The sequence below is a fragment of the Bacteroidales bacterium genome, assembly GCA_018334875.1.
Classification (GTDB): Bacteria; Bacteroidota; Bacteroidia; order Bacteroidales; family UBA12077; genus JAGXLC01.
This window is the reverse complement of sequence record JAGXLC010000325.1, coordinates 1-4,514: the sequence shown is the minus strand read 5'-3', so window position 1 is coordinate 4,514 and position 4,514 is coordinate 1. Positions and strand designations below refer to the sequence as shown.

Below are 4,514 nucleotides of genomic sequence, written 5' to 3'. Positions count from 1 at the left end.
AATCAACACAGCATTTTTATGACAGGGAAAAAGATGGCCATTGGGCTTCTGCTCTGCTGCCCTTTGTTTTTTACCAACTGCAGCAGTCCATCCGGTAAATCTGGTGAAACAACATACAAAGAGCGCATCATGGAATGGCGCTCTGAAAGACTGAAAAATCTTAAAGCCTCCGACGGCTGGCTCAATCTTGCCGGTCTGTACTGGCTTGACTCCGGCAAAAACACCATAGGCAGCAATTCATCCAATGACATAGTTTTCCCGGAAAAAGCTCCGGACAATCTGGGAAACCTTTACCTGTCCGATAACACCATACAATTTACAACCCTGAAAAATACGGAAGTATTTCACCAGGATTCCCTGATCCAAAAGATACAGATGCAAAGCGATGCAAAAGGCGATCCCACTGTACTCAGTCACGGCCCACTGAAATGGTTTGTCATCAAAAGAGGAGATCAGTACGGAATACGGCTTCGTGACCTGGAAAGCCCCTTGCTTGATGAGGTAACGGAAATACCGGCTTTCCCCGTTAGTAAAGAATGGCGCATAAAGGCAAAGTTTGAGCCTTACGAAGAAAAAAAGACAATGGAGGTACCCAATGTACTTGGGGGAACCAATGAGGTAGAGTCTCCCGGCGTACTGAAATTTGAATACAGGGGTGAAACATATATCCTCCATCCGATGGGCAGCAGGGAGAGTCTTTTTCTGGTATTCGGCGACGAAACCAATGCGGAAGAGACTTACGGGGGAGGCAGGTTCCTCGTGGCAGAAGCACCCGATGAAAACAACAATACCCATATCGATTTCAATAAGGCTTACAATCCGCCTTGTGCCTTCACGCCTTATGCCACATGCCCATTACCACCCAGGCAGAATGTCCTGTCCTTTAAGGTAAAAGCCGGGGAAAAGGCACCGGATTTGGATGTGCCGCACCATTGAGACTAAGAAGTTGGCATAGGGCGGAAACAAGTAGTAGTGAGTGGAGAGTAATGAGTGGAGAGTTTTGTGAATAGGAAGAGGAGAAAATGAAAATAAATTAAAGAGTAGTGAATTGAGAGTATTGACAGTTCCGACTCATTACTTATTACTCACTACTAATTTAACAATATACTATTGTCCGATTTTTGTAATTTTATCAGCCAGATTACAACCAATATCAGTAAAAAGATGATGCATTCCCCAAATTTCACTAAATCAGTCCTGGCAGTGCTCCTCCTTTTTTTCACCCTTACATCCAGGGCCCAGGATTACTTCCAGCAGGAAGTGAATTATCAGATCGAAGTAAAGCTCAATGACCGGAACCATACCCTTTCCGGTTTTGAAAAGATGGAATACACCAACCATTCCCCCGATAAGCTGGAGTTTATCTATTTCCACATATGGCCCAATGCCTACAAAAACAACCAAACCACACTGGCACGGGAGCAATTCAGAAGTGAAGGCAAACACCATCTGTTCAAAAATATAGCACAGCAAGGTTTTATCGATTCACTGAACTTCAGGATCAACGGAAAGGAAGCCCGCTGGGAATACCATCCCGAACACATCGATATCTGTAAGGTTCACCTTAACGAACCCCTTGAAAGCGGTGAGACCGTTACCATCACCACCCCTTTTCATGTGAAAATACCCCTGGGGGTAACCTCTCGTATGGGACATATAGGCCAGAGCTACAAAATCACCCAATGGTATCCCAAACCTGCCGTATACGACAGATTTGGCTGGCATCCCATGCCTTACAGGGATATGGGAGAATTCTACTCCGAATTCGGCTCATTTGAGATTTCCATTACACTGCCTGAAAACTACGTCGTGGCCGCTTCAGGTCAGCTCCAAACACAAAGCGAGATCAAATGGTTGAATGAACGGGCAGTAGAATCAGCAAGCCAATTTTCATTTGATCCCAAGGACATGGAGATACCGGTTTCTGCAGGCAAAAACAAAACCATCCGTTATACCCTTGAAAACGCACACGATTTTGCCTGGTTCGCGGATAAAAGGTATCATGTAATGAAGGATTCGGTCAAACTTCCCAATTCTGAAAGACATGTAACAACCTGGGCCTACTTTACAAACGATCAGGCCGAGTTATGGAGAAATGCCACCAACTATATCAACGATGCCATCAGCTATTATTCAATGTGGTACGGGGATTATGGCTACAACACCTGTTCCGCGGTTCTGGGAGCAGCCGGATCGCGCGGAAACGGCATGGAATATCCCACAATTACAGCCATTGGCCATACACAGCAGGCCAGTATGCTGGAGCAGGTCATTATGCACGAAGTAGGTCACAACTGGTTCTACGGAATGCTCGGATTCAATGAAAGACGATACCCGTTTCTGGATGAGGGGATCAATACATTCAGCGAAATCCGGTATATGCAAAACAAATATCCGGATGAAAACGAGCTTTACAAGATGCTGGGCATGGACCCGGGTCTGACAAAGGTGTTGGGAGGCGATCACCTCCGGTACCGATATCTCCATGCTTTCACCTATCTTTTACTGGGCCGGAGAAATACCGATCAACCAACAAATACAGCCTCCGCGGAATTCAATACAGCCAATTACGCAGGCATCTCCTATTCAAAAACGGGCCTGGCTTTTCTGCATCTGATGCATTATCTCGGAGAAGATCAATTCAACACCATCATGCAGGATTTCTTCCAAAAGTGGAAATTCAAACATCCTTATCCGTCAGACCTGGAAAAGGTATTCAGGGAACATACCGATAAAGAGCTGGATTGGTTTTTCAACGATGTGTTCGCCACAAAGGGAAAGATCGACTATAAAATGAAAAAAGCAGACGGCAACCGCCTGCTGGTAAAAAACAAGGGAGAAATTGATGCGCCCCTGGTGGTTGCAGGCTTTCGCGACGGCGAGAAAACATTCTCCCGATGGTATCCGGGCTTTGAAGGAAAGAAATGGCTTGATCTGCCTTCCTCCGAAGCAGATAAATATGTGATCGACCCGGATAAAAAGATGCTTGAACTATACCGCCACAACAACAGCATCAAAACGAAGGGGATATTCAAAAAAACGGAGCCCCTTAAACTCCAGTTCTTCGGACTGATCAATAATCCCAACTTTACCCAAATCCATTATTTCCCGTCGGTTGGCTGGAACAATTACGATCATACCATGATCGGAGGCCTTCTTTACGACGCTCCTTTCCCTCCCGATCAATTCGACTATTACCTGGCCCCCATGTACAGCATGGGAAATAAAAAACTTGCGGGAACCGGTGAAATGGCCTATAACATCTATCCCAACAAGACATTTCGACAAATCCAGCTCAAACTTTCCGGCAAACAGTTTGGTTATACCGAAACCTCCAACAAATCCTTCAACCGGTTAAAGTCTGAAGCCATTCTTACATTCAAAAAGCCGGATCCGCGACGGAAGGTCATCAACGAAATCAGATATTCGACCACCTATGCCACAGACATCAATGACATATCTACCCGCAAAGAACAACCCGGCCATCAATTCTATCACAATCTGACCCTGTTACATGATAAAACCAACAAAAGCATCAATCCATACAAGCTGAAAGCAGACTTTGAAATATCAGGCGAATTTCTCAAAACTTCCCTTGAAGCCCGGTATAAACATTCGTATTATAAGACAGAGGGGCTCAATATACGCCTTTTTGGCGGAGCGTTTCTGAATAAGGGAGATCAACTGCCCCCTCCCTATTCATTTCACCTGAGCGGGGGCTCCGGGTTATACGATTATACGTTCGATAATACCTTTTTAGGGCGATTTGAAGATCCGGCGAAAGATATAAGCAACCAGTTGCTCTCCCAACAATTTTACCCGGATGATGGAGCCTTTGCCCTCCATTCACCGTTGGGAGTAACACAAGACTGGCTCCTCTCACTGAACCTCAGCACAAGTATCCCTTTAATAAGAGATGTTCCAATCCATGTGTACGGCAATTTCGGCGCTTTCGGAAAATCGATGGCCGTGGACACGGAAATTGCCAATACCGACTGGGCCGCAGAATCGGGAGTTAAATTTTCTTTCCTCCGTTTTCTGGATATCTACTTTCCCGTAGTGGCCAGCCCCAACCTGGATAAAGCCGTAGAATCCGTCAACGAACGCTATGGCGAACAGATCAGGTTTCACCTGAAATTTGATCTCTTCCAGCCTTCGGAGATGTATAAAAGAATCAATCTTTAAAACATGATGGTAGTATTCTGTCGGATATTCAGAATGGTTGTTTTTGGGAGATCGATGTAATAGTCATTTGTTGTCAATAAGGTCATTAATTGTCATTTAATTGTATTTCCAGGGTGTAAGTCGCGTAGCGACGGCACCTTTCATATGGAACCCTATAAGGAACAGAAGGAAATACAAGATTGATTTTTGAAAAGCGCTGACCCGGACAGATGAAATCTCAATCTGATGTGTCTGAAGGTCCATCGGTACAATGGGAAAATCAACCTGAACTATCCGAAAAATCATCCGAACAATGGGAAAGTCAATCTGAACTGTTCGTCGCATTATCC

General features: G+C 45.1%; 2 protein-coding genes. Both read left to right on the top strand.

Going from position 1 to position 4,514, the window contains the following annotated elements; all coding sequences use genetic code 11:
- The coding region (locus KGY70_17445) for a DUF1684 domain-containing protein (protein MBS3776987.1) at positions 1-936 on the top strand (936 nt) is incomplete at its 5' end.
- Between the two features lie 228 nt (positions 937-1,164).
- Positions 1,165-4,185: a M1 family metallopeptidase gene (locus tag KGY70_17440; GenBank protein MBS3776986.1), complete on the top strand. Its 3,021-nt coding sequence runs from the start codon at positions 1,165-1,167 to the stop codon at positions 4,183-4,185.
- Positions 4,186-4,514: the final 329 nt, after the last annotated feature.

What these genes read in the sequence shown, in the direction of transcription:
- KGY70_17440 (MBS3776986.1), top strand. Translation starts at nt 1,165, where the DNA reads ATGATGCATTCCCCAAATTTCACTAAATCAGTCCTGGCAGTGCTCCTC.